22 protein-coding genes and 5 tRNA genes are annotated in these 26222 nt (G+C 47.8%); 8 read left to right on the top strand and 19 right to left on the bottom strand.

Annotated elements, in window-relative coordinates; translation table 11 throughout:
- Nucleotides 1-126 precede the first annotated feature (126 nt).
- From BMY78_RS02585 to BMY78_RS02565, 5 genes are all read right to left on the bottom strand, one after another.
- Entirely contained in the window at nt 127-543 is a 417-nt protein-coding gene (locus BMY78_RS02585) for a helix-turn-helix domain-containing protein (protein ID WP_090894392.1), read from the bottom strand.
- A gap of 280 nt (nt 544-823) precedes the next feature.
- Nucleotides 824-1240, bottom strand: a complete 417-nt coding sequence (locus tag BMY78_RS02580; protein ID WP_090894390.1) for a helix-turn-helix domain-containing protein — start codon at nt 1238-1240, stop codon at nt 824-826.
- 172 nt (nt 1241-1412) lie between these two features.
- Nucleotides 1413-1495 (bottom strand) — tRNA-Leu (locus BMY78_RS02575).
- 17 nt (nt 1496-1512) lie between these two features.
- Nucleotides 1513-1588 (bottom strand) — tRNA-Lys (locus BMY78_RS02570).
- Nucleotides 1589-1695: 107 nt separating this feature from the next.
- Nucleotides 1696-1767: transfer RNA gene (locus tag BMY78_RS02565), tRNA-Glu, on the bottom strand.
- A 306-nt stretch (nt 1768-2073) separates the two neighbouring features.
- On the opposite strand from BMY78_RS02565, the gene BMY78_RS02560 reads away from it, so the two are divergent.
- Nucleotides 2074-2850 carry a DeoR/GlpR family DNA-binding transcription regulator gene (locus tag BMY78_RS02560; RefSeq protein WP_090894388.1) on the top strand — a complete coding sequence of 259 codons (777 nt, stop codon included), beginning with the start codon at nt 2074-2076 and terminating at the stop codon, nt 2848-2850.
- Between the two features lie 3 nt (nt 2851-2853).
- Complete coding sequence (locus tag BMY78_RS02555; RefSeq protein ID WP_090894386.1) at nt 2854-3750, top strand: Cof-type HAD-IIB family hydrolase; 897 nt, start codon at nt 2854-2856, stop codon at nt 3748-3750.
- Nucleotides 3751-3816: 66 nt separating this feature from the next.
- Here the strand turns inward: BMY78_RS02555 and BMY78_RS02550 are convergent, their stop codons facing one another.
- Together BMY78_RS02550 and BMY78_RS02545 are read right to left on the bottom strand one after the other, a co-directional pair.
- On the bottom strand, nt 3817-4488 hold the full coding sequence (locus tag BMY78_RS02550; RefSeq protein ID WP_090894385.1) for an MgtC/SapB family protein: 672 nt from the start codon (nt 4486-4488) through the stop codon (nt 3817-3819).
- Between the two features lie 210 nt (nt 4489-4698).
- Complete coding sequence (locus tag BMY78_RS02545; RefSeq protein ID WP_090901930.1) at nt 4699-5298, bottom strand: flavin reductase family protein; 600 nt, start codon at nt 5296-5298, stop codon at nt 4699-4701.
- 170 nt (nt 5299-5468) lie between these two features.
- Between BMY78_RS02545 and BMY78_RS02540 the strand changes: the two genes are divergently transcribed.
- Nucleotides 5469-6167, top strand: coding sequence for an ArsR/SmtB family transcription factor (locus BMY78_RS02540; RefSeq protein WP_090894383.1), 699 nt, complete (start codon nt 5469-5471; stop codon nt 6165-6167).
- Between the two features lie 239 nt (nt 6168-6406).
- Here the strand turns inward: BMY78_RS02540 and BMY78_RS02535 are convergent.
- From BMY78_RS02535 to BMY78_RS02525, 3 genes are all read right to left on the bottom strand, one after another.
- A tRNA-Ser gene (locus tag BMY78_RS02535) sits at nt 6407-6495 on the bottom strand.
- Between the two features lie 5 nt (nt 6496-6500).
- Nucleotides 6501-6576: transfer RNA gene (locus BMY78_RS02530), tRNA-Asn, on the bottom strand.
- 162 nt (nt 6577-6738) lie between these two features.
- Nucleotides 6739-7200 (bottom strand): SprT family protein, encoded by a 462-nt coding sequence (locus tag BMY78_RS02525; RefSeq protein ID WP_090894380.1) that lies wholly within the window; start codon nt 7198-7200, stop codon nt 6739-6741.
- Between the two features lie 120 nt (nt 7201-7320).
- Between BMY78_RS02525 and BMY78_RS02520 the strand changes: the two genes are divergently transcribed.
- Complete coding sequence (locus tag BMY78_RS02520; protein ID WP_090894378.1) at nt 7321-7671, top strand: hydrolase/acyltransferase; 351 nt, start codon at nt 7321-7323, stop codon at nt 7669-7671.
- A 232-nt stretch (nt 7672-7903) separates the two neighbouring features.
- Nucleotides 7904-8047 carry a cortex morphogenetic protein CmpA gene (gene cmpA / locus BMY78_RS02515; RefSeq protein ID WP_090808144.1) on the top strand — a complete coding sequence of 48 codons (144 nt, stop codon included), beginning with the start codon at nt 7904-7906 and terminating at the stop codon, nt 8045-8047.
- 152 nt (nt 8048-8199) lie between these two features.
- Here cmpA and BMY78_RS02510 read toward each other — a convergent pair whose 3' ends face one another.
- From BMY78_RS02510 to BMY78_RS02485, 6 genes are all read right to left on the bottom strand, one after another.
- Nucleotides 8200-10422, bottom strand: a complete 2223-nt coding sequence (locus tag BMY78_RS02510) for a Tex family protein (protein WP_090901926.1) — start codon at nt 10420-10422, stop codon at nt 8200-8202.
- A 274-nt stretch (nt 10423-10696) separates the two neighbouring features.
- Entirely contained in the window at nt 10697-12886 is a 2190-nt protein-coding gene (locus tag BMY78_RS02505) for an alpha-galactosidase (protein ID WP_090894377.1), read from the bottom strand.
- Nucleotides 12887-13122: 236 nt separating this feature from the next.
- Nucleotides 13123-13473, bottom strand: coding sequence for a type II toxin-antitoxin system PemK/MazF family toxin (locus tag BMY78_RS02500; RefSeq protein WP_024630714.1), 351 nt, complete (start codon nt 13471-13473; stop codon nt 13123-13125).
- 3 nt (nt 13474-13476) lie between these two features.
- A complete protein-coding gene (locus tag BMY78_RS02495; RefSeq protein WP_024630715.1) occupies nt 13477-13758 on the bottom strand; it encodes a CopG family ribbon-helix-helix protein in 282 nt (93 codons plus the stop codon).
- Between the two features lie 261 nt (nt 13759-14019).
- A complete protein-coding gene (alr, locus tag BMY78_RS02490) occupies nt 14020-15207 on the bottom strand; it encodes an alanine racemase (RefSeq protein WP_090894375.1) in 1188 nt (395 codons plus the stop codon).
- A gap of 457 nt (nt 15208-15664) precedes the next feature.
- On the bottom strand, nt 15665-16867 hold the full coding sequence (locus tag BMY78_RS02485; RefSeq protein ID WP_090894372.1) for a DUF4367 domain-containing protein: 1203 nt from the start codon (nt 16865-16867) through the stop codon (nt 15665-15667).
- A gap of 295 nt (nt 16868-17162) precedes the next feature.
- Here BMY78_RS02485 and BMY78_RS02480 point away from each other — a divergent pair, with 295 nt between their 5' ends.
- Nucleotides 17163-18656 carry a serine hydrolase gene (locus BMY78_RS02480; protein WP_090894371.1) on the top strand — a complete coding sequence of 498 codons (1494 nt, stop codon included), beginning with the start codon at nt 17163-17165 and terminating at the stop codon, nt 18654-18656.
- A gap of 43 nt (nt 18657-18699) precedes the next feature.
- On the opposite strand, the gene BMY78_RS02475 is transcribed toward BMY78_RS02480, so the two are convergent.
- On the bottom strand, nt 18700-20544 hold the full coding sequence (locus BMY78_RS02475; protein ID WP_090894369.1) for an ABC transporter substrate-binding protein: 1845 nt from the start codon (nt 20542-20544) through the stop codon (nt 18700-18702).
- 125 nt (nt 20545-20669) lie between these two features.
- Between BMY78_RS02475 and BMY78_RS02470 the strand changes: the two genes are divergently transcribed.
- Nucleotides 20670-21887 carry an MDR family MFS transporter gene (locus tag BMY78_RS02470; protein WP_090894367.1) on the top strand — a complete coding sequence of 406 codons (1218 nt, stop codon included), beginning with the start codon at nt 20670-20672 and terminating at the stop codon, nt 21885-21887.
- 228 nt (nt 21888-22115) lie between these two features.
- Here the strand turns inward: BMY78_RS02470 and BMY78_RS02465 are convergent, their stop codons facing one another.
- Nucleotides 22116-23300, bottom strand: coding sequence for a DUF4179 domain-containing protein (locus BMY78_RS02465; protein ID WP_090894364.1), 1185 nt, complete (start codon nt 23298-23300; stop codon nt 22116-22118).
- Entirely contained in the window at nt 23278-23853 is a 576-nt protein-coding gene (locus tag BMY78_RS02460) for an RNA polymerase sigma factor (RefSeq protein ID WP_143067001.1), read from the bottom strand. The genes BMY78_RS02465 and BMY78_RS02460 overlap by 23 nt, the downstream gene beginning before the upstream one ends.
- A 173-nt stretch (nt 23854-24026) precedes the next feature.
- Between BMY78_RS02460 and BMY78_RS02455 the strand changes: the two genes are divergently transcribed.
- Nucleotides 24027-26201 (top strand): serine hydrolase domain-containing protein, encoded by a 2175-nt coding sequence (locus BMY78_RS02455; protein WP_090894362.1) that lies wholly within the window; start codon nt 24027-24029, stop codon nt 26199-26201.
- Nucleotides 26202-26222 lie beyond the last annotated feature (21 nt).

Here is a 26222-nt window from a genome sequence, read left to right as displayed (position 1 = left end):
ACATATTCATGTTTCAACGGGTCCCAAAGAAAAAACCTCTGAACAACTCTCCGACGTCTTTCGGATTGTTCAGAGGTTTTATATATCCTGATGATTCAGTCAAGTTGCACCTTTCAATAACTCACGCTACAACAGCTCATCTCCTTCAGGCTTATCTTCTCCCTTGTAACGAAAGTCGCCTGAATCTCTGCTTTCTTTGGACTTGCGATAACGTGTAAATTCAATATATTCACTGATAAAAGACTGTTCCACAGTTGATAATTCACTCTCTTGGCAATCCAATTGCCGCAGCACGTCAAAAAAATAATTCTCCCGTTTTTCACGTACCATCGCTTCCTTGGATGGACGCCCAACCATGAGCCAGTCGAGGCTCACATCAAAAAACGAAGCAATCTCAATTAGTTTATTTGTACTCGGAGTAGATTTACCACGTTTCCAGTCACCCAGATTACCCGTGCTAATCTTCAGTTGCTTACAGAATACTTTCTTAGTCATTCCTCGTTCGGCAATTAGATGTTCAATTCGCTCATAGATCGACTGCATAATAAACCGCCTTCCATCCGAAATAATTTAAAACATCCACTTGTCTCCACCAATCGCCGGACAATTCGTATACCCGATTGTACCACAATATTCCTGAATACTCCGTGTTATCATCCCAGTCTCCTGCTCTCAGCGGAATGCATAGAAAACAGTGATATTCGTCTTCCCCGCCAATCACCATTCAACATTCGATCTAATCTTGACATTGTTGCTCTAAAGCACTTGAGAAGACCTAACGTCCAATGTATTGAGTTGTGTAGAGAACTGCACGATCTTGCTGCTACACCGACTCATCTGCCTCAGGATTATCTTCTGCCTTGTAACGAAAAGCGTTTGAATTCCTGCTTTCCTTGGATTTGCGATAACGGGTAAATTCAATATATTCACTGATAAAAGACTGTTCCACAGTCGATAATTCGCTCTCTTGGCAATTCAATTGCCGCAACACGTCAAAAAAATAATCCTCCCGTTTTTCCCGTACCATCGCTTCCTTGGATGGACGCCCAATCATGAGCCAGTCAAGGCTCACATCAAAAAACGAAGCAATCTCAATTAGTTTATTCGTACTCGGAATAGATTTACCGCGTTTCCAGTCACCCAGATTGCCCGTGCTGATCTTCAGCTGTTGGCAGAAAGCCTTCTTGGTCATTCCTCGTTCAGCAATCAGGTGTTCAATTCGCTCATAGATCGACTGCATACAGAACCGCCTTCCAACCGTAATAATCAATACATATACCTAAATTATACCACAACCTTATTGAATGCTCAGCCTTTTCATCCCAGGAATACGTTCTGGTATTTCTCATAACACAAAGATAGACTCCCATGAATAATCACGAGAGCCTATCTTATACCGTTTGTTGCTGTGATGCGGTCGAGAGGACTCGAACCTCCACGGGTATACACCCACTACCCCCTCAAGATAGCGTGTCTGCCATTCCACCACGACCGCATATTCAATTGTAAAAATGGTGAGCCATGAAGGGCTCGAACCTTCGACACCCTGATTAAAAGTCAGGTGCTCTACCAACTGAGCTAATGGCTCTTGCTGTAACTTCACCGGATGTGCCATACGTAACTCTTTTGTTCAGGAGCTATGACTTTTTGAGGATACCTCGTCAGGATTGTGCACCCCTGAGGTGGTGAAGATAATGACCCGTAGGGGATTCGAACCCCTGTTACCTCCGTGAAAGGGAGGTGTCTTAACCCCTTGACCAACGGGCCTTGTAAACAAGTTGTCTTTCTTGGCGACAAGAATGAGTATATCATAGGCCAACTTAAATGTGCAACACTTTTTTTCATTTTTTTATGCACTCCTGTTCCCCTCCTTCTTCATGAGGTCAAGAGCGTGTTCACGCCTGAAATGTCTTTCACAAATTTATCACCGTCATCCTCGCAATTTGTAAAATCAGCATCAAAAAACTTAAATACACTTACATTCACTTATAATATTGCAAATCTCATTATTAGTACTTATAATTAACTTATCAGTTATATACACGGTCAGCTACGTATAAGGAGGCGGCACGTTTGTTTCAGGAAGAACGAATGCAGCTGATTATTGAACATTTGCGTAAACACAATCGCATCTCGGCTGATGATATTGTATCCCTCTTTGACGTTTCCCGGGACACAGCACGAAGGGATCTGATCAAGCTTGAAGAACAGGATGCCATTATCCGAACACGCGGCGGTGCAATTCTCCCCGTTCCACCAGACGAGCACCGATCCTATAAAGATCGTCTGCTCCACATTTCCGATGAAAAAAGAGCTATTGGCAAGCTAGCCGCTGCTATCGTCCGCCAAGGCGAACACATTATTCTGGATTCTTCCACTACAGTGCAGACCTGTGCCGAAAATCTAAACGGCAAATCCTGCACCGTCATCACCAATTCCATTTATTCAGCTGAACTTCTCTCCAATCATACCGCTGTCGAGATTCGTTTGCTGGGCGGCAAAGTCGATAAGGAACAACGTTACGTCTATGGTACTTCAGTGATTGAAACTCTTTCCCATTATTATGTAGACAAAGCCTTTATCGGCATTGGCGGAATTACGATGGACGGCTTCAGTGCCTCTGAAGAAGAAGGAAAGATCAAGCACAAAATGATGCAGGCTGCGAAACAGGTTATTGTACTCGCTGACCATTCCAAGTTTGATAGGCGTTATGGTTATCGTTTTGCGGACTGGTCACTCGTTAACATGTTAATTACAGATCAATGGCCTTCCCAAGAATGGCGGACTTTTCTAGCCGAACAGCAAGTCGAGATTCTCATTCCTGAACCCACAATTGAAAAGGAGTTGTAACATATGAAATTATTTGCTACCGATCTAGATGGAACACTATTGAACAGAGACAGTCAGATCAGCCCGGAAAATGCAGCAGCAATCCATAAAGCGCAACAAGAAGGATTGAAGATTACGATTGCTACAGGACGGGTCTATTCCGACGTATTAACGATAAGCAGCGAAGGCGGAATTAACACGCCAGTCATCGGCTCCAACGGAGCTACCATCCATGATGCCAACGGTGAACGTCTATTCCATCTTCCACTTGAGCGTGAGACGGCCGCATCCGTCATGCAGTGGCTGGAGGATCACCATTGCTACTACGAGGCCTCCACACAACAGGGGATTTATGCCCCTATCAGCAGCCATGAGGCGATGCTCGCTGAAATGGATCGCATCCTTGGCTCAAGTCCCGGTGAGGATATTGAACGCCTTATTCGAGCTGTTAAGAAGCACTATGACAAGAAAGACTATCACCGCGTAAACTCCCATCAGGAAATCCCTTCCGAAGCTTACATTTACAATATTATGGCCTTTTCATTGGATCCGGCTCAATTACAGCAGGGACGCGAATACTTTACCTCTCGCTCAGATGTAGCCATGGTGGTGTCCTCTGAACACAACTTCGAAATGCAGCATCCTGATGTATCCAAAGGTAACGCCTTAAGCAAACTGGCAGCCCATCTGAACATCTCCATGGAAGATACAGCAGCCATTGGTGATAACTTCAACGATGTATCCATGCTCAAAATGGCAGGACTCGGTATTGCCATGGGCAATGCTGAACCGGAGATTAAGGCGATTGCCAAGGCTATCTCTTTGACCAATGTCGAGCATGGTGTCGCATATGCCATTCAGTGTGTTCTTGAAGGCAAGCCCGTTTCCCGGCCAGAGACCGTCATTGAAGGCGGTCAGTAAGCGATTGTCGTTATAGCTTGGCATTGCGATCTCGCGACCTAGCGAAAGCTTAGGGATACCCTGGGCTCATCTCATATCTACAGATCGAACGTGAGGCACATCCTGCAATAAAATAATTAATTGCTCGGCCCGATATGATCCAGGCAGTTGCAGAGTGAATTCAAGTACAGTCTCCTCCCCGGAGTCTGTGCTTATTTGCTGTTCTGTTTTGAATCCTACCACCGAGATTTTCTCCTGTCCCAGCAAAGCCAAAACGGTTTTGAGGGTGTCCCCTTCCTTTAGCAGTCGAATAGTCAACGTCTCTGTTCGCGCAGACACCAACCAGCGTGTCGGCCGATGCAGCAGCATCTGGGCCAGAACAATAAGCAGCGTCACCCCCGCACCTGTCCAATACAATCCCGAACCCACAGCCAGTCCCATTCCTGCAGTCGCCCAGATTCCCGCCGCTGTTGTCAATCCTCGGACCGTGTGGCGTTGTGTGAAGATCATTCCGGCTCCAATGAAGCCGACTCCACTGACTACCTGGGCGGCAATCCTGGATGGGTCAAGCGAGAGATTGGCCCAGCTTGCCTGATCCTGAAAGCCATACTTGGATACAATCATCATCAACGCTGCACCCACCGCAACAACAAAGTGAGTACGTATACCCGCTTCCTTCATTCGGTTCTTGCGCTCATATCCGATCAACACGCCGCATATGCCAGCTATGAGTACACGCATTAAGTATTCCATTTCCATGCTCATCACCTCTCTTATGTATATGCTTACATGTATCTTTCTTTACTAATTACCCAATCCTTGCCTAATAAAATAGCCAAATTTATTGATTACCCGGATGAAACCTTAATGAAGTCTCATATACACAGAAAGAAGCGGCGCCCCAACTGGCCCCACTTCATATATTCTGGATTACTTGTTGGTTGTCTATGCTATTTTAGAATCCAAACATCACTTCTCTGCCCGAAAGCTCTCCCCATGCCTTTCTCCAAGTCCATAATAATGTCTGAAATTATAAATTAAAGGATTCCATTCCTCGGGGTTAATCTTGTTCAAACCTGATAACAGCCGGGTATGTGCGTGTACCTTCAACGCTTTTATTTCCACAATCGCCATAAAAGGCGTATGTTCGGGAATGCGAATGTGCTGTACCGCGGCTTCGATCTGGAGCGGACATTCCGCTATTTTATCCGGCTCAACCTGAATTGAACTTTGGGGTGTCAGTCCAGAGACGGCAAATTTATCATCGCAAAACTCAAACCCCATCTTCCTTTTCTCTTCAGGAACGGGATATCTTCCGGTATAACGCCCCAACCGCTCAACCTGCTCCCACATGGTTGCATCTGGCAGATTAATTACACATTCGGGATGACGACGCAGGTTCTCAAAGGCTTTGCCCTGAATACCCACTCCAAGTACCAAGCAGTCGCCCAGTGCCCAGGATGAAGAAAGCGGAGACAGGTTCGTCGTTCCATCTTCGTTTAACGTGCTCAGCAGCAATACTGGTGTGCCATAGTACAAAATACTTGGAGTTGTCACCTCATGCTGCATCAGTTCTCTGTTCAAATCCCGATGGTTCACCGATTCAAACTCTTCGTGCGTTCTATCATTGGTATACATTGCTTCTTCCTCCACTCTTCAATCCATCCCTTCTATCTGTTAGGTTGTAATTCTTGCATGGTTGAATTGTAATACACCAATAGTTAAGGTATCATCGAAGTATGAGTACATATCCGAATATTTCTGTTATTGCGTCGTTAATTGCAGATCCTAGTCGTGCTATTTTTTTGGAAGCTTTGTTGGATGGTCGTGCCCTTCCTGCCGGCGAACTCGCTTACATGGCGAGTGTTACTCCTCAAACGGCAAGCAGTCATCTCGCCAAGCTGGTCGAAGGCAGGCTGCTCGTTGTTGAACAGCAAGGACGGCATCGATACTATCGTCTCGCAGGCAAAGAGGTTGCTTTTCTGATTGAGACGATGGGAAGTATCGCCGCACCAGTACAAGTGAGATCCCTCAAACAGTCCAACCAGCTTCAGCACCTAAGCTTTGCTCGAACCTGTTATGGGCATCTGGCTGGAAAGTTAGGGATATCGTTGTGTGAAGCTTTATTGCGAGAGGGTTATCTCGAAGAACCTGAGGATGAGCAGGCCAAGGATTACCACATTACAGAGAAAGGGATTCAATGGTTCACTTCTTTTGGCATTATTCTTGAAGAGAAAGCCGGATCACGCCGCGCTGTGGCTCGCAAATGTCTGGATTGGAGTGAACGTCGTCACCATATCTCCGGAGTACTGGGAGACGAACTGGGACGCCGCTTGTCTGAACTGGACTGGACCCGCCAGAAGGCAGGCAGCCGTTCGGTGGAAGTCACGGAAGCTGGCAAGAAGGGTCTGTACGAGGTATTCGGCATTTCATTATAGGGAAGCAAGCGGGCATTCTTTCTCTTTATTGTACATGGGCAAAATGAAGATACATCAAAAATCCCCCTCCTCAGTAACCTTTGTCGGTAACCGGGGAGGGGGATTATGTTTTATTTTATTGAGAACGGAGAGAGAGGGATACTCTCACTTCATTCGAGACTGCGATGTATGGCTTACGAAGCATATGCTCCGACGAACCTTTAGGGTTCTCATCCCTTATACAGAGAAGTAAATCAGAACGGAGAGAGAGGGATTCGAACCCTCGCACCGCTTACGCAGTCTAACCCCTTAGCAGAGGGTCCCCTTATAGCCACTTGGGTATCTCTCCAAGAATGGCTCCCCGAACAGGGCTCGAACCTGTGACAACTCGATTAACAGTCGAGTGCTCTACCAACTGAGCTATCAGGGAATAATAATCTTGAATAACCTAAATTTATCATGATTAATATTCCAAGTCAACATGCCTCCGGTGACTTTCTTAATAAGCTTTAGATACTCTTATTAAGAGTCACCACGAGCACAGTACACATGGCTCTGTGGTAACAAGTGGCGCTGCCATAAACCATTCACCTTAGATTGTATGAATCCCTAACTTGCCCGCACATCGACCACAGCGGTACCGCTTCGGATCAACTTTGCGTTTACGCAAATATTCCGTGTCACAGCTTTTGCATACCAGCTTATAGCGATACGGTAATGGCTTTCTGCCCTTTCCATCCGGAAGGGACTGACAGAACCTCGAGCCGCCCACCTTCTGCAACAGGGCCTTGAATTCAGGGTCCCGGTGTTGGTAGCCCCGTCCACGAATGTGCAGATGATAATGACACAGCTCATGCTTGATGATTTTCTCAACCTCTTCCCGCCCATAGGCTTCGAGCTGATGAGGATTAATCTCTATTCGATGACTCTTGAGCATATAGCGCCCACCTGTCGTGGTCAGACGACGGTTAAACAGCGCCTCATGAGTGAACGGAACCCCGAAATGATCGAGTGACACCTGCTCAATCCATTGCTGCAATTCCTCATTTTCCATCGGTTTGTCCTCCTTTCACACCCCTTGGGCCATTTGTTTTTCCGCCATAATACTTGAATTTTAACCGTTTCGTAGGCTACACTGTCAAGTAGAATGTATGAGGGGAGATTATTACTCGTTATGCCTACAATGCGCTACGTCATCCTACAGCAGGAACAGCAATTGCAGTTTGTGGAAATGCCTGCCGATTACGCTTATCAACTCAGTGCGCTCAACCTTCGCCTGCACAAAGAGATTGACAAACTTACCGCAGCAGATGTACCTGTTCTGCCTTGGGCAATCGCCGAATGTGACAATCTTGATCTTCTGGACGAGCAACTCTCCATCATCGGAGGTCTTGATTATATCAATGCGCTTGAACAAAGCTTTGCAGCACTAAGAGAGAGCGAATATCCTTTGATTTCCCTGCTCACTGAAATTCGGGCGCTTCAGGCTCAATTAGAGCAATGGTATGAAGAAGAGATGGAATGACTCTAATGTACTTATGGACTTATTAATAATGCAGGATGGAACCAAAAGCGCATCTCCTCAAAGCGGAGGTTGCGCTTTTTTCACTTTTCCAACCCTACATTCATGGGCCCCGCCTCTCGTATATCCGTATATATATTGAATTTTCCGTGTTCATCACGGGATATTCGCACAGTCCAGGCTATTGCCACATATGCTAACGTACAGATGAATTATGCAAGAGGAGGAGATACCCTTGCCTCAATGGCTTTGCAATCAACTGATGCGTGCATTTCACAAAAAGGACAGCAGACAGATTAAGCTGCTGAACGAATGCTGGTTCTTTTACCGAAACAAACCGACAAGTGGCACCCCGCGCAGCGCGGACAGCGAACTCTAAGAATCTGACGCCACTCTCTCCGTCCACTTCAAGCTCTCACTTCATTCATAAAATCCCTTCGAAGAATACAGTACGGGCAACAGTACTATTATAACTGACACAAACAGCCTTCCCGTTACAGGGAAGGCTGTTCTCCAATCATTGTGCCTGGATTAGGAAGACTGCTTAGAAGAAGCAGGTTTTTTCATCGTGAGGCCGACACGGCCTTTTTTGGTATCCACGTTCATCACCCAAACCGTTACATTATCCCCCACAGATACAACATCCATCGGATGTTTAACGTAACCGTTGCTCAGCTGTGAGATGTGGACAAGTCCGTCACTCTTGATGCCGATGTCAACAAAAGCACCAAAGTCGATTACGTTACGAACCGTACCTTGCAGCTCCATGCCTTCCACCAAATCTTCAATTTTGAGCACATCCGTGCGGAAGATCGGTAGCGGCATTTCCTCACGCGGGTCACGACCCGGACGCTGCAAGCTGTCCAGAATGTCACGCAGTGTAGGCACGCCCACATCCAGCTTCACAGCCAGCTGTTCCGGTTGTTGCTCCGACAGGAGCACAGACAGTTCCTTGCTGCCCAGCTTGTCCAGCGCAACCTGAAGCTCCTTAAAGAGCTGGTCAACGACCTTATACGATTCAGGGTGAATCGGTGTGCGATCCAGCGGGTTCTCACCTTCAGCAATCCGCATAAAGCCTACGCATTGCTCATAGGTTTTGGCCCCCAGACGCGGCACCTTCTGCAACTGGCGACGATTCGTGAACCGGCCGTTCTCTTCGCGGTATTTCACAATATTTTTGGCAATGGTGGCATTTACACCCGCAACATAGGACAGCAGTGAAGGCGAAGCCGTGTTCACATCCACGCCCACATGGTTAACTGCGGATTCCACAACAGCCTTCAAGCTTTCTTCCAATATTTTTTGAGAAACGTCATGTTGGTATTGGCCTACACCAATGGCTTTTGGATCGATCTTAACCAACTCAGCCAGCGGGTCCTGCACCCGGCGGGCAATTGAAGCAGCACTCCGCTCAGCAACGTCAAGATCCGGGAATTCTTCCTGAGCCAGCTTGGATGCAGAATACACACTCGCTCCAGCTTCATTGACGATCAGATACACGAGACTTTCGTCCCCGTTCTCCTGAATAATCTCGGCAACAAACTGTTCTGTTTCACGCGACCCGGTACCATTACCGATAACAATCAATCCGATATCGTACTGCTTGATCATCCGATGGAAAACCTCGGCAGCTTCACGCTTCTTGTTGTGTGGTGGCGTTGGGTACGTAACAGCCACTTCCAACAGCTTGCCCGTATCGTCGACCACAGCCAGCTTACAACCGGTACGATAGGCAGGATCGACACCAAGCACACGTTTGCCATGAATCGGCGGCTGAAGCAGCAGATTGCGAAGATTGGCCGAGAATACGGATATCGCTTGGTTTTCACCTTTTTCCGTCAGTTCTGCACGAACCTCACGCTCAATTGAAGGGGCAATCAATCGTTTGTAAGCATCTTCAATCACAGCACGCAATACGTCCTGGACCGCAGATGCACCCTTGATGATCTGTCCTTCCATATGACGGTGAGCCGGTTCAGGCTGCACGTTCAGACCCACTTTCAAAATGTTTTCACGTTCACCGCGGTTAATGGCGAGAATACGGTGAGGCGGCATTTTTTTGGCTAATTCACGATAATCATAGTAGTTCTCATATACAGACTCCTGCTCAGCATCCTTCGCTTCCGAAGTCAGCATGCCATGATCGAGCGTATAACGACGAATCCATGCACGAATAGCAGCATCATCTGCAATATTCTCAGCCAAAATATCTTTGGCTCCCTGAAGTGCGATCTCTGCATCTTCTACCCCAAGTTCAGCATTGATATAACGCGCAGCTTCCTCCATAACATTACCTTGCTTCGGTTGACCCCAGATCCAGACAGCTAGTGGTTCAAGACCTTTTTCCTTGGCTACACTGGCACGGGTTTTCCGCTTCTGACGAAACGGACGGTACAAGTCCTCCACTTCCTGCAGCTTAACTGCCTGCGTGATGGATTGTTTCAATTCTCCGGTCAGCTTGCCTTGTTCCTCTATAATACGGATGACTTCCACTTTGCGGTCTTCCAGATTACGCAAGTATACGATGCGTTCTTCAATGAGCCGCAGCTGGTTCTCATCCAGCTCTCCAGTCATTTCTTTACGGTAGCGGGCGATAAATGGAATCGTATTGCCTTCGTCCAGAAGCTCCGACGTGGTGCGGACCTGCTTCAAGGACAGTGACAGTTCCTTGGCTACCTGTTTGATGATTCGTTCATGGCGTTCTGCCTTTATTGTTTCTTCATTGGGTTCCAGAACCGTTTCCTGTTCAGACAAAATAAATCCCTCTTTCCTTCCTGAATCGTTCAGTTGAAGCTTGTTCAGGGCAGCTTTGCTGCTGTAATCACAGTATCGAACCTGCATACATACAGATTCCTCTCCCCTATATTATCACAAAATCCCGTTCAGATTTCCAGCATTCGTCCAGGTTACAAGTTCTTACAATTGAGATTACGTATCAAACCTACGTCTCAGCCATAAGAAAAGACCGAAAAACGTCTCCAGACGTCTTCCGGTCTCCCCTGATAAACCCTGCGTTCACGCCAGTTTATTATACCCGTTCGAAGCGGAACATTTCACTCAGATAGTCTCCAGATGCACGGCCTACCGAGATCCCACCATACATCAGTGCATCCCCGGTATATGTCTCGGAGCCACCTTTCAGGCGGTAATCCGCATTAGGGTCCAAGCCCTTCAGCTTCAGACGTTGGAGCGGCGCATTCGGTTCAGAGAGCACACGGAAGTAGAATACAACGGCTTCGCTGCCATCTGGTGAAATAAACATCCATGCCGTTTCATTTCCCTCAAACGGACTTAGCAAGCGGCGGAACGTTCCGTATTGGATGGTTCCCCGAATTTCTTTGTACAGCTCAACCTGCGCCTTCACAATGGCATTCTCTTCCTCTGTGAAACGAGTCAAATCCAACTCGTATCCAAAGTTACCGGACATAGCGACATGTCCACGAATTTCCAGTGAAGTAATTCGGTTGACCTGGTGATTAGGAACAGCAGAGATATGCGACCCCATTGAGCTTACCGGATACACCAGGCTTGTACCATATTGAATACGCAGACGGGATATTGCGTCCGTATTATCGCTGGTCCACGTTTGCGGCATGTAATACAGCATACCTGGATCAAAACGGCCGCCACCACCTGAACAGCTCTCGAACAGGATATTCGGGAACGCTGAAGTAATACGTTCCATGACTTCGTATAATCCAAGCATATAACGATGCGCAGTCTCACGCTGTCTGTCTGCCGGCAGCAATGCAGAGCCCACTTCCGTCATATTCCGGTTCATGTCCCATTTCACATAAGTGATTGGCGCAGATCCAAGCACATCGCTTAGCATGCGTACAATCTCATCACGCACATCCTGACGGGAGAAATCGAGTACCAATTGTTGGCGCCCTTCCGTGCGGCGGCGATCCGGCACATGCAGACACCAGTCCGGATGAGCTCGGTACAAGTCGCTGTCAGGCGAAATCATCTCAGGTTCGAACCATAGTCCGAACTGCATGTCCAGACTGGTCACCCGATTTGCCAAATCATCCAGCCCTTGAGGCAGTTTGTTCTTGTCCACAATCCAGTCACCGAGTGACGAGTTATCGCTATCCCGATGTCCAAACCATCCGTCATCCAGTACGAACAGTTCAATACCAAGCTTTTTGCCTGCCTGGGCGATCTGCTCAATCTTATCTGCATTGAAGCCGAAATAGGTCGCTTCCCAGTTGTTGACCAGAACCGGACGCTCTGCATTGCGGAACTTGCCCCGTGCAAGGCGCTCCCGATACAGTTTATGATACGACTGAGACATGCCATCGAGACCCGCATCCGAGTACACCATGACCGTCTCAGGCGTCTGGAATGACTCCTGCGAATCCAGCTTCCAGCTGAACTCAAACGGATTGATTCCCAGCGATACACGCGTGGTGTGGAACTGATCCACCTCCGCCTGTGCTGTGAAGCTGCCGCTATATACAAGGCTGAACCCGTAGACTTCACCCTGATCCTCGTCTGTACCTGGTGTCATCAGGGCAATGAACGGGTTCTGCTGGTGACTGCTTGAACCCCGACGGCTCTCGATGCCTTGAAGGCCGGAAGCAAGTGGTCTGCGAACGATGTCCCGTTCACGCGTCCATGCTCCTGACAGTTGCAGCAATTCGTAATCGGCATGCGGGAAATCAACAGAAGAGCTGAGCGCACGTGCAATATTCACCGACGTAGCGCTCTCATTAATGATACGCATGGAACGCGTAATCGCATTAAAGGCCGTAAAGGCCGTGTAGCTAAGTTCAATCCTGATTCCTGCAACACGGTCCTCCAATTCAACGATGAGTGTCTCGGCTTCATCGTCAGATTCAACATAAGTTGCAGGCAGTCCGGTAAGCGCTGCCTTTCCTTTGATCAGTCGATGGCCTGTATACGTAAACTCCGAAACGGTTGAACCATTCTCAAGCTCCAATTGGATTGCCGGATTACGGAAATCACTTGTACCGTAAACGGGCAATTCTTGAGCCAATGTGTCGAAGGAGATCGTCCGATCTTCCGGCACCGGATTTGGGCTGAACGAGGCACGCTCTGTACGCACATGAAGCCAGCTTAGATCGGTATCACGCAGCCTTTTGCCATAATATAAATGTACCAAATATCCCGAAGGCAGAACCTGAAATACATAGCTTGCCTTTTGAGTCTGTAGATGAAATTGAAGCTTCTCCTGATCAATATAAATGCTCATATGTCTCCTCCACCTCTATATATGTCGATTGACGTAAACGGTTTCTCGGTATCATTATAACGAAAAGCTTCACAATGTTCTACGCTTTCATGAAGCTTTAATCAAAAGAGCGCACCCCGGCCGTTAGGCTGTTGTACGCTCTTCTGATTGCTGTCTGAAATTGTGTGTTCCTGCAAGGAACATCCATTGTCTACGGATGGCACGGCAGCAGAACAAAGAAACAACTGCCTGGTGCCTTAAAAATCGATTAAACCTAGGCTGATCTGTAAGGCTTCGTTGACCAGTTTCATGGTCTCCTCGTCCAGATGGGTAATCTTGTCGGTCAGCCTCTGCTTATCAATCGTCCGTATTTGTTCGAGCAAAATAACCGAGTCCCGGTCAAAGCCGTGTGCCGCCGCATCAATCTCCACATGCGTCGGCAGCTTTGCCTTTTGGATCTGGGCGGTGATCGCCGCCACAATACAAGTAGGACTAAACCGGTTGCCGATGTCATTCTGGATGACCAGAACCGGCCTGACTCCACCTTGCTCGGAACCGACAACGGGAGAAAGATCCGCAAAAAAAACGTCACCGCGTTTTACGATCAATGTCTACACCCCGCTAACTAAGCGGTCCAGAGTGCTGTCCGCATCTTCCTCCGCGTGAAAGGCCTCGGATGCCATGGTGAGGTTAATCTTCGCCATCTCCATGTACCCTCGCTGCATCGACTCACGGATGTAACGTTTCTTACGCTCCGTCAAATACAGCTTCATGGCCTGCCTAATCAATTCGCTGCGGTTGGAATTCTCCAGCGCTACGATGCCATCCACTTCTTGCAAAAGATAATCAGGCAAACTGATCATGATCCGCTTGGTGTTCTGCAAGTTGGCCACCTTTCTTCCACCCCCACAAACCTTTCGCCATTGTGAACCAGTATTACGTTTTTCCAGAACTTTTATACAAAGGAATATATATGCCCCGAGTATATCAAGTATGCTGTACTCCATTATAAACACGGGGAACAATATTCGTACAGACCAAACATCTCTTTTCAGGATTTTTCATCCCAGTCATCATTCATAATTCGAGATGCTCCGACAGTTTTCCTTCTGTTCTGAAAAAAAGTTTATTGGAAATAGCGTCCAGTCAAGCCATCAGGATGTCAAAAGAGGGTTGATTCTGGCGACTACTGCTCCATGACGGGTATAAACCCGCGGAATTCGGTGCGCCATCATGCAGATCACTTCGTAGTGAATTGTACCGAGCTGAGATGCCACCTCGTCTGCAGTTATGACTGCACCCGATTGGTGACCGATGAGAACAACCTCTTCGCCGACTTGAATTTCTTCTGCTTCTGCTGCAAAAGATTCTAGCGACACCATACACTGATCCATGCAGATCGTACCGACGACGGGAACACGGCGGCCGCGCACAAGTACTTGTGCTTTACCTGACAGCATTCTTGAAAATCCGTCTGCATAGCCGATAGGCAGGGTCGCTATTCGTTCATTCCCTTGTGTTACATAATGGGTTCCGTAGCTTACACCCCAATGAGGAGGCAGCGTTTTGACAAGAACCGCCTTCGTCTTCAGTGTCAATACCGGGGACAGCTTCACCACCTGATGATTCACCTCTGCGGTAGGATAGAGTCCGTAAAGACTGATTCCCACACGCACCATATCGTAGGACAATTCCGGCGTATCAATGGCGGCAGCGCTGTTCGCCGTATGTATAATCGGGATGACACATCCCTGATCCCGCAGTGCATCAACCACACTTCGGAACCGTCGATACTGCTCCAGTGTATAGGTCTTGTCTTTTTCATCCGCTTTGGCAAAATGGGTAAACATGCCTTCCAGGATCACCTGCTTCAGCTTGGCTGCTTCCAGAATGAAAGCAAGTGCCTCGTCGCCTGGCAACAGGCCAAGCCTGCCCATACCGCTGTCGATTTTGATGTGAACCTTTAGCTTACGAGAGGATGTGCCCGTCTCCAGATGTTGAATGGCTTCGAGTACTTCCCTACTGAACAGCGTTATGGTTACATCATGTTTCCAGGCTTCAGCGATGCCTTCTGGCGGCGTGTAACCCAATACCAGAATCGGAAGGGTAATTCCGTGTTGTCGCAATTCAAGCGCTTCGTCAAGAAAAGCCACACTTAAGTAATCCACGCCAACTCGTTCCAGTTCTCTGGCCGTCTCCACTGCTCCATGCCCATAGGCATTTGCCTTCACACAAGCGAGCAGCTTCATGCCTTGCGGCAATGCTTCGCGGAAAGCGTCTACGTTGTTGCACAAATGATCCAAATTGATTTCCGCTTGGGTCGGCCGATATTGTTCTTGCACGTTAAGTCACCTTCTCTAATCATCTTAATCCGGCTCACGTCAGACTCCATCGTAATGCTCAAGCATGTGACTGTCAAATGAACGGAAGATCTGCAGTCCAAAACACATACAGGAGCGCTATCCCGGAGCCGGGAGCAAACGCGGAATAAGACCTATAAGCCAGACCATGAATGAGATATTTGTCTCTCCATAACGTAACTCATCTGCTTATATCGTATTATTTACCCGGTTCCTCCCGCGTAGAAGCGTGTTTTGCATTATTGAGTACACTGGACCTAATCCTTTCTTATCTTACGCCGGATCATTGGCTGTTGATACACATAGCTTCAACTGAAATCATATCTTGCGAATCACTGCAATAAAACAGGAAAGATGACCTGTATATGCAGCAAAGCACCGGAGAATATCTCCGATGCTTCTTAGCATTCCTTATGTTAGGACGACTATACTTTCCAAATCATTTCCCTGACTCTTCCTGCATGGAGGTCGCAATCTGTATCATCTCGTTTTCTGGCAAATCTGCGCTTGTAATCCTGTACTCCACTCCATCTGTCATCCAAGTGAGTGTCTGTAAAGCATCTCCGCTGATCATTCCCAGGGTGAATCCAAGATCCACAACTCGGGACGGCGCAAGGGATACGGCTCTGTCCTGCGGCCGCGCCTCAAAGATCGTGTAATTATAAGTTCCTTCGTAACGAAGCATAACCGAATAGTCTCCTGACCCTTCCACGATCTGATCGTCTTTCAATTTGACGCCTTCCGGTGCATAGGTTGGCTGAATAACCCCGAAGCTGTCTGTACCTTCCGGCTCGGCTGATGTTGGTTCTTCCGTTCCTTGCCCGCTGGCTGGATCTTCTGAACCTTGCTGTTCGGCGTTATCACTCACACCCGTCTGTCCATCACTAACGGTTCCGCTTGGATTCGATGCAGAACCTTCCTCTGTAGCAGCTTGAGGTTTGGTAGTCTCTTTACCGTCCCCAGCAGGAGCCGCGCCTGAGTCAGTACCAGCCTTGCCACCATTTTCAGTAGCAGCAGTCATATTACGCTGCATGTCAAACGCGTCTTTCTCAAATTCGGTACCAAATTTGAAGCTATCGAACTTCACATCGACCACCACATTGGCATTCGAATCGGACACTTCTACCTGTTTCGGTGCGTAATCGCTTTTGTTCAACCATATTTTCTGTCTGACCAATGCATGTGTATTGTAGTTGGCAGCTACATCGAATACATAGCTTTCCTTCTCATCGGCAAACTGGCGGGTCGAATCACCTGTTATGCTGCGGATCAGCGTCTCGTAGAGGTATACCTGGCCTTGGTTATCCGGCCAGTTACTCTGGAAACGGAAGCTTTTGTTCTGACTCGGTGTCAGGACAAATACGCCCTCATCATTGCGCAGTACAATTTGTGTTACATCCTTTTTGGCATTCGTTAACGCGATACGATAATACGAAGGCTTTTGATGCCATACCTCGACCTTGTACTGCTGCGGCGTATCTCCGGTATGCAGCGTCATAACGCCTGCCCCCTGATAACTTTCCATTTCTCCTACGACTTCGTTCAGATCTTTGACCACGGCTGCCGCATCCTTCTTCCCGCAGGCGGCAAGTAAGGTCGATAAGACCAATACCATGGCAAGCATCCATGATATTCGGCGCATGACATCATCCCCTTTAGCACATGTTTTCACTTCAGGATTGTGCGTACAGCAGAACCCCTACTTGATTAGTACATGTTATGAGGGACTTGTTCGATATATGCGGACTAGTTTGACAAGCATTCCATCGTGCATTGCCACAATACCCTATCTGGTAACAAAATCAGTCTCGGGTAGGATGTAAAATCCAACCAGATTCTTCATAGTAAATACAGATAACAACCCAACCAATGTAATTACATAACACTATTATGTAGCTGAATTGATGTACAACTCTATTTTAAATTGGAGGAAAATAATGAACACAACCTATCTTCACTCATTGCTGAATGGATTGGATGATTTTGTGGAAGAGCAGCTTCAACGCTGGAAAGGAGTAGGTGTGGCGGTAGCGATTATTCACAGGGATGAAGTCATTTTGCAAAAAGGATACGGTTATCGCGATCTGGAGTCCAAGCTCGAAGTCACACCCCATACCTTATTCGCGATCGGTTCAAGTACCAAAGCCTTCACAGCATCAACCGCTGCCCTGCTCGTCGATCAGGACATGCTGAAGTGGGACACACCTGTTAGAACCTATTTGAAAGACTTCAAAATGTTCGATCCCGTAGCCACAGAACGCCTGACCATCCGCGATATGCTCTGTCATCGCTCCGGTCTTCCAAGGCATGAGATGGTATGGTACAACTCATCACGGAGCAGAGAAGAACTCGTAAACGCGCTTCAGTATCTGGAGCCTAATGAGGACTTTCGGAACAAATGGCAATATCAGAACCTGATGTATATGGCGGCTGGTTATCTGGTGGGTCAACTTAAAGGAACTTCATGGGAGAATGTCGTCCAGGAGTCCCTGTTTAACCCACTCGGGATGAATTCAAGCGTCTTCTCTGTTGATGAGATGCAGAATCAACCTGACTTCGCCTTCCCTTATATAGATCAAAACGGTGAGAGCACGCGGATACCTTTTCGGAAAATAGATGCCGTGGGGCCTGCTGGCTGTATTAACAGCAATCTGGTGGATATGATTGCCTGGGTGCAATTTCAATTGAATCAGGGGCAACAGGGTGGGAAACAACTGATTTCCAAAGAACAGTTGGCTGTTCTACACAGCCCGCAAATGGTTTGTGATTCACCATTTCACAGCAAAGAACTGCCTCTTAGCACGTACGGCCTAGGCTGGATGATAGATTCTTATCGCGGACACGCCATGATCCACCACGGCGGGGCAATCGATGGATTCGCTTCACAGGTCGCCTTTTTACCAGGGGAACAGATCGGTGTTGTAGTTCTTTGCAATACTAATGGGAGCATTCTTCCCTACACGATTTCTTTTAACGTTATTGATCGTTTGCTTGAATTGGAACCTGTAGATTGGAGTGGGAGATTAGCCAAATTAGTGACTGGAGATTCAACTGATTCCGAAGCAGCAACAGACACCATCGAAACACCAACGACGTCAAAAACTTCTGTTGAGGAAAAACCAGTGGAAACTCAGGTGCATCCCCATGATCGTCCTATCCATGCGTATGCGGGAAGTTATACCCATCCAGGTTACGGAGAGATCGTTATTCAACAGACGAACGACGGGTTACAGGCCACATTAAATGCCATTGAAATGCCTATGGAATACACTGGAAAAGATACGTTTTCCGTAGAGCTTGTCCTGTTTGGCTTGAAAATCACTTTTACGTTTAAGACGGATGAAGAGGACACCATAAGCTCTCTATCCATTCCGCTGCTGTTCGAACCTGGTACGAATCCCATTGAATTTGTAAAGACACCTTCAGTATAAAAGCATCCCCCACCGGCCCATCCCATTGTAGTAATTACACTCTTTACCACAATGGGATATACGCCGGATAACTCGCAGTATCTTCTACTGTATTTGAACTCCTCTTCACCCACAATCGACGCAGATCAGGCATACCGTATGCTACGACACGATAATCCTGAAGCGAAACGTGGTGTGCATGCTCTTCCCTAAAACTGTATGTAGGCAGGAGCAGAGCCTCTTGAATGAGCCGGTCTTCCAACGTCATTAGCGTACGCAATCGCTCCGCACTATCCTGAATCCTAACGACGTGTCTGCATTCGCGTTCCAGCTCCCTTTTTCGCTCGTTATCCATAGCCATAAGAAACAGCGTATTCTGAAACGTATACATCGTTAGTAGACTCAGCGTCACATGCTCATCGAACACTTCACCCGTGTAAATCACATCATAAGCGGCAAATTCATCATGGTATACGGCATTTACCGGATTACCTGGCGTCACGCTCACTTTCAGTCCAATAAGCGCACAACGCTTTGCGAACCAGGCCATGTCTGCTTCCATTTTCTCGCCTTCCTCTACCCATACCTTTATGATCTGGCCTGCGTAGCAGCTGCGTTGTAACAGCTTGGAAGCTCTTACGAGAGATGAGTCAGCAGAGAGGGCTGTTGGCTTCGATTCTATTCGTTCAAGCATCTGCTTTTCCTCGGACTTGTCCCGGACCAGGCTATATGCAGCCTGTACATCTCTGCGTGCCAATGCCCCCATCATCTCCTGTGGATCCATCAGTTGCTGAACACCCTGACGAAAGTATACATCCTGCTGTGGGCCTTCTTTTCGCATATTAAATGTCATATACACCCCGCCCTGAACCTGATGCTGAATCGAGCGAGCCTGTCCGTCTGGAAATAAATCCTGTTTGATCGCCGACTCCACTAGACCCGTCTGGGGAAGCTGCCATATTTCAACCCGATCAATAAACGCCCGTCCTCTGAAATAGGAAGGAAACACCTCCAGCACAAGCAGCTTGGGATGATTGCGTGCCAATCGGTAAGGACCCGTACCCATCGGATGCATCGGGTCAAGCTCCACATCACGGGGCAAAATGGATGCATTCATGCTGCTCATCATATCCGGGAACATAAAGTTGGGAAACAGCAACACAAAGCGCACCGTTAGCTCGTCGAACGTCTCTATGCGATGAATGGAGCCAAACAGTGACCTGCAAGGGTTCTCCTCATCGGAAATAATCCGTTCAAACGTATATCTTACGTCCTCTGCATCAAGAATCCTGCCATGGTGAAAGAGTATGCCTTTATGCAAATAAAAGGTCCACTCTGTTCCCTCAGGGTTGCTCTCCCATGCAACGGCAAGGCTTGGTTCACAGACTTGGCGTTCAGCGTTGTACAGTACCAAGCGATCAAATACCTGCGCAACAATCCCAACTTCTCCCCACATGTAAGCCCGGGTCGGGTCCAATGTCTCAAAGGCAGTCTCCTGTGGAATTCGCAGCGTATCAACTCTTCCTCGAACGCCGTGATCGGAACGTAGACCGAACTGTCCCTGCAATCCTTGCATCAATAATTCTTGCATCGAGAACGGCATTGCCGAAGCCAGCGCATAGGCCTCTTCCAGCTTGTTGCCTTGCAACAGTCGGTCGAATCGTTCCTGAACAGCCTGTAAAAGAGGATGGCAAAAAACGAGCACCGATGTCTTCCCTCTGCCGCGTTGTGGGCTCCATCTGATCCAGCCATGATCCATAAATTTGTTCATAATCAGATTCATATTGCGCATCGTACAACATAAATGATTCGCCAGTTCACCAATTGTTGTATGTATTTCTTCCTCTTCGCCTACATTCGAAAAGACCATGCGAAGCTGAATATAATGATCCATGACCTCCACAACCATCCCTGCTTTCCTTCCCCTGATTAAAATACGAAATTGATCCGTACGCTTCTACAGTTTTTCTTCAGGTTTTCCTCCATTATACTCAGGTACATCGACAACACCAGTGGGAAGGAAGAGAACTGCACATGAAATATACTGATTTGCATCGCAACATCAAGATTCGTATCATTACTGATTTTTTTACAGATCTAACTCAGAAATCCATTATTCCTTTTATGGCGATTTATCTGAGTGTGCAGATTGGTGCAGGCTGGGCAGGTATGCTGTTAACCGTTAATATTGTGGTCTCCATGATCGTTGGCTTGGGCGCAGGTTACTGGTCTGACCGAGTGGGGCGCAAGAAACTGATGGTCATCGCCCAACTGCTGCAGGTATTCGCCCTGTTCTGGCTGGCTGCCGCCAACTCCCCATGGATGAACTCCGTTCCTTTAACTTGTGCCATGTTTCTGCTCAGCAGCATGAGTTCGGGTATCACCGGACCCATTGCCAATGCCATGATTGTAGACGTGAGCAGTGAACATGAACGTCAGTATGTCTACGGGTTGCAATATTGGACCACCAACGTTGCCATTACGATTGGTGCGCTGATGGGCGGGTTATTATTCGAGTCCTTCCGCTTCATTTTGTTCAGTCTGGTATGCATGGAGAGCCTAGTAACACTATTTATTCTCTTGTTCTACATTCATGAAACAATGAATAAAAAACACTCTAAGCACCTTGATGCCCCGATAAATAGGAATATATTGAAAACTTACGTCGGTGTATTTAGAGATAAACGTTTTATGATTTTTTTCACCGCAACAGTGCTGGCTGTCTCTCTGGAATTCCAAATGGATAAATACATCGCCGTTCGTCTCAAAAGTGAATTCAACGCCCAACTGTTCCATTGGGATATCTCAGGTCTGCAGATGTTCAGTCTGATCATGGCGATTAACACTGTACTCGTCGTAATCATGGCCATTCCATTCTCCAAATGGATAGGGCGTTTCCAATCCAGATTTATCATGACCGTTGGCATGTGTCTGTACACTACTGGTTTTGCCGTGCTCGCTTTCAGCAATTGGGCCTGGCTGCTTATTACATCCGCTGTACTGCTAACCATTGGTGAGCTCATGTATGCGCCTGTCCGTCATGTCATGCTTGCTGGCATGATTCCTGAATCCGACCGTGCTGCCTATATGGCTGCAGACGGCATGAGTTATAACGCGGCCGCTCTACTGGGTAGTCTTGGCCTAACAATGGGGGCCTTTCTGCCTTCCTATGCAATGGCTGGCCTGTATGTATGGATGGGGATCGGTGCTCTCGTATTTTTCCGCCAGTCGCTCCGGCCATCAACGAGTTAAAATGATCCCCTCTGCTGATGTAACGAATCGAGGACACCTTAATACGGGAATGAGCTCGCTTCGTCCTAAAAATTCTCACTAACGTTAAACAATAAAAAAAGGACCTTCCCCCATCTTCTAAACGTTGACCCGTTCGAGGTACACTTTGCTAAAAGTGACCTCTCGCGGGTCAATGTCTACTTGATGACGATGGAACAATCCTTTTTTTCCTCTGTAGATAGACTGCAATTACAATTTGACATCAATTTTCAGTTCAAGATCATCGTAATACACTTTTGAATCGTTGCCGTTTTCGTCTAGAACGGGAAGCCAGTCACTGCCAATAATAAATGCATAGGGCTTGATGATCAGTTTTTTGGGTCGCTGGTCAAAAGGAGCATAGGTTTCCTCTGAATGTGACATCACTGGTGGAAGTCCATGTTCAAATGTGGTGTATTCCTGTTCAACGCCCTCGCCCTGTTCATTGATGATCTCAAAATGAACAGCACTGAGTTTGTGCCCCTTGGGCAAAGGACCTGCATCCGGGGCAAAGCCTTTTGTGTCCACGATGAGCTTGGTCATCGCCGGGGTGAGTATTACCTTTTGAACCGTATAAGCGAATTCGTCATTGGACTGCGACTTCTCCGGGCTGAGCGTGATGCCATTCAGCATCTTCTTGACCGGAATCACAAATTCATACGGCTGCTCAATCCCGGTGACCGGAATAAGAACCCGCATCTCAAAATCATCAGGGATATCCCCGCCGTCAGTCCTGCTCAGATTTTCGAATTCGGCTATTAAAATCTTATCGCTAAACCCGACCTTCCCGGCCTGATCCGTGCTGGCAATCTCATTCAAGGTTCTTGTCCGGTAGCCTATCTTCGTATCTCCAAGGTACATTTCGGGATATCCAAGGTACCCTTTGGCCGGATGCTCCTCTACTCTGTCCCGATTAACCATGTTCAGACCCTCCGCGCCTTCCCGCTCAATAGCCATACTTAACCGGATGCCATCATAGGCTACCTCCGAGATCGTTATCGTGATCTCATCCTGTGCGTCTTGTTGTTCAGGAACCGTTGTAAGCCCTGCTTCGGATGCTTTTTTCAGCCCGCTTTTCCCGACATCCTGAAAAAGACCGCCAACAACTGGAATGTTCCGCAACGCGGCAGCCATCACGGGCGAGACAAAACCGCTGCCAACAATCCCTGCGCACAACATAGCACTTGCTACAGTCACAGCAATCATTCTTCGAGCGAAGAGAGGACGCCGAACCTTACCGGGCAGTTTCAACCTTTTATTTCGTGCCTCCTCCTGCAACCGCTTCAGGATGCGATCGCTGTATCCACCAGCAGGCATACCCAGATTCAAACCAGCATCACGAATTTCCTGTAAGATATCCGCTTCTTCCATCTCACTTTGCATACGATTCGTCATGGCTGATCCCCCTCCTTGTCTTGTTATGTTGGACCAACTTCTTCCGAAGACGCTCGTACTTTTTGCGCAAGGTTGCCGGTTTCATATCCATAATCTGACCAATTTCTTCAAAACTGTACTGCTGCACCACCTTAAGCATCACCAGATTTCGCTCTTTGGCAGTCAGATGCATCAATAACTCGTCAAGCGTTGTCTCGTGTGGTTGAGGGGACTGCTGCTGATGTTCTTTCCACGAAGCGATCAGCCGATTCCAGCGTTTGCGTTTGCGGATCAAATCAATGGAGTGATGGTAGGCGACCTTATACAGCCAGGAGGTGAATGAAGTCCCGGCCTGATACTGTCCGATATTTTGATAAACTGTTATAAAAATGTTCTGGAGTGCGTCCTCCGCTTCCTCACGATTGCTTAGTATGCCGTAACAATATGTATACATTTGCCTCTCATATGCTTTGATCAGTTCGGCATAGGCTTGCTGGTCTCCGGCTTTTACACGCTGCACAACCTGTTCTGCTTCCCCGACATCCAGAAAGCATCCCTCTCTGGTACGTTTCAATACGTCCACTCCTTTCTCCCAATATCTCTATAACGCACCTGAACCCGTTATTTGTGACAAGTAAATAAATTAAAAAACAAATCTCCCCAAAATTGTGAAACCTGTCTCTCAATTGAGCTGTAGTATACAGGAGTATGTGATTTTGTAAAAATTTACTTAAAAGGAGTGTTTACATGCATTTATCCAATCGAAGCACCCGCTTCAGGCTCACCTCCATAACGGGGGCGTTCATGGCGTTGGTCCTGTCCCTCAGCCTATGGGCACCCGCCGTGCAAGCGGAGACCGCACCTGCTGCGGTCAATGAAAAAGGGAAAGTGACAGCGCTGACAACGGAGTCCGCGACAGCCTTTCTGGATACATTTTTTGATTCCCCCGAAGCGAAAGCCCAATATGTTGGTGCTTCCGTAGTCGTTGTCAAAGATGGAAAAGTTGTGGCAGAGAAAGGGTATGGATATTCCGATCTGGAGAGCAAAGAGCCAGTTGATCCGAAAAATACCACCTTCCGTATCGCCTCGGTCTCCAAAACATTCACGTCAGCCGCTGTCATGCAGCTCGTAGAGCAAGGCAAGGTGGATTTGAAAGCTGATTTTCAGACTTATGTGAAAGGTCTGGAATTCGATAATCCTTTTGACAAACCTGTAACGGTAGAGAATCTGCTCACACACACCACCGGATTCGAGATTCGCGACCCGCAGCAGGAAGACATCCATGATGATTTTGACAAAAGTGTATCAATGGAGGATTATGCCAAGTTACATATGCCACCTGTGGTTCGAGAACCTGGTAGCGCCTACATGTACGACAACTTCGCCTTCCTGCTGCTTGGCATGATTGTTGAGAATGTGAGCGGCGAGCCGTTTGAATCGTATATGCATCAGCATATCTTCCAGCCTCTGGGTATGGATAACAGCAGTTTCATGCTGAACGGCAAGTTCAAAAACCAACTTGCAACAGCCTATGATGCAGGCCATAATCCACTTGACCTGTACACCCTTTCCCCAGCACCTATGCCTCAAGGTGGCATGCTCTCAACGGCAGAGGATATCGGGAATTTCATGATTGCTTTCCTGAATGATGGTGTGAAGGATAACGAACGTATCTGGAAAGAATCTACGGTAAACAGCATGGAACAATACCGCTCTTCCATTCATCCGCTGCTTCCCAATACCACGTATGGTTTTGAAGCTGCTTTTCAACTTCCGGGTGCAGGCAGCAGTTCCAAAATTATTACTAAAGCTGGCGACATTAATGGATTCAGCTCTTATCTCTTCCTTATTCCTGAGCAAAACACCGGCGTCTTCCTTACCTACAACCAGAACGGAGCACTTCGTAACTTCTTCTACCCGGCCTTTATCCAAACGTTCTTCCCGCAATATGCGGAGCCCGTCAAGTTCAAGGACTATACACCTCAAACTGCGGATGAGCTGCAACGCTTCGCTGGGCTATACGCGGATCTGCGATTGAGCACCATTGTTAGTTCCCTGAAAGATGGCGGCAAAGAACCCGGACAATTAAGCATTTCTGACGTCTTCCTTGGCCCACGTCCCCTGATTCAGGTTGAAGATCATCTGTTCAAGGATGAATTAACAGGCCAGTTCACGGCGTTCAAGGAAAATGCTGATGGAACCATCTATATGAAAGAACCTTATCTCAACCCGTTCGGATATGAGAAAAAAGGGCAGAAACCCCAAGGCTTCCGGGATGTCCAGGCGAATAGTCCTTATGCTGAAGCCATCTATGGATTACAATCGCTTGGATACTATACCAATGAGGCAAGTGAAGCTTTTCAACCTAAAAATGCCGTTACACGGGCTGAATTCATTGAGGACGTCCTTAAAATGAGTGGGCTGAAAGCCAGCAAAACGACGCCACCTGCAGATACCGACTGGGCAACTCACCCTGCTGCCGGTTACATTCAGCTGGGTTATGAATCCGGCATGATCACAGGTGCGGATGAGAAACAGTTCAAACCGGATCAGGTCATCACACGTCAGGAAGCCATGGTGATGATCTGGAGAACTTTCCAGCTGAAATATCCGAACGAACTGTTCGAGGATGTGAAGCTGGCCGGGCAGACAGATGCCTGGGCTGTGCCTGCGATCCAGATGATGGTGAAGCTAGGCATCCACGGCCCAGAAGTGAAGGTGCTGGAGGATGGATCAGTCGATTTCCTCTCCCGCAAACCACTGATTCGCCAAGAAGAAGCAGCGATTATGTACCAGCTGTTTACACAGCCAACCGACAAGATCGTAGCTGACCTGATGACCAAGCAGCCGCGATCGGAAACTTCCTCAGACGAGGAACCTGCCAATGATGCAACCGCGCCTGCAACCGTGACTGCTGAATAATCAGAATACCAACATCATATT

It is taken from the genome of Paenibacillus sp. OK076 (genome assembly GCF_900110055.1).
Lineage (GTDB): Bacteria > Bacillota > Bacilli > Paenibacillales > Paenibacillaceae > Paenibacillus.
This window is presented reverse-complemented; position numbering and strand designations above follow the sequence as displayed.